The 564-nt window shown below is 59.9% G+C and carries 1 protein-coding gene; it reads left to right on the forward strand.

Going from position 1 to position 564, the window contains the following annotated elements; translation table 11 throughout:
• Positions 1-19: 19 nt before the first annotated feature.
• Positions 20-564: PhoH family protein (locus ACP7BV_RS27760; protein WP_426108143.1), on the forward strand; the 545-nt coding region annotated here is incomplete at its 3' end.

Here is a 564-nt window from a genome sequence, read left to right on the forward strand (position 1 = left end):
GATCGAACAACGCCTGGGCATGGAGATCCGCAACCGCGGCAATCAGTTCGAGCTCATCGGTGAAGCCCAAGACACTAAATCGGCAGAAAACCTGCTGCGCCGCCTCTACCGCGAAACCAAGGGTAGCGAGCTGTCGCCAGAAACCGTGCACCTGTATTTGCAGGAGTCGGCTGTGGAAGACTTGGCCAACAACCCTGTCGCCGAAGCCAGCGTGGCCCTGCGTACCAAAAAAGGCATGATTCGCCCAAAGGGCTTGAATCAGCAGAAGTACGTCAAGGCAATCCTGGGTAACGATATCAATTTCGGCATCGGCCCCGCCGGTACCGGCAAGACCTACCTGGCCGTGGCCTGCGCAGTGGATGCCCTTGAGCGCGAGCAAGTGCGGCGTATCCTGCTGGTGCGCCCGGCGGTTGAAGCGGGCGAAAAGCTCGGCTTCCTGCCCGGCGACCTCGCCCAGAAGATCGACCCGTACCTGCGTCCGCTCTACGACGCGCTTTACGAGATGCTTGGCTTTGAATACGTGGCCAAGCTGATTGAGCGTCAGGTGATCGAAATCGCCCCGCT

This window comes from Massilia sp. TSP1-1-2 (assembly GCF_049896185.1).
GTDB lineage: Bacteria > Pseudomonadota > Gammaproteobacteria > Burkholderiales > Burkholderiaceae_D > Telluria_A.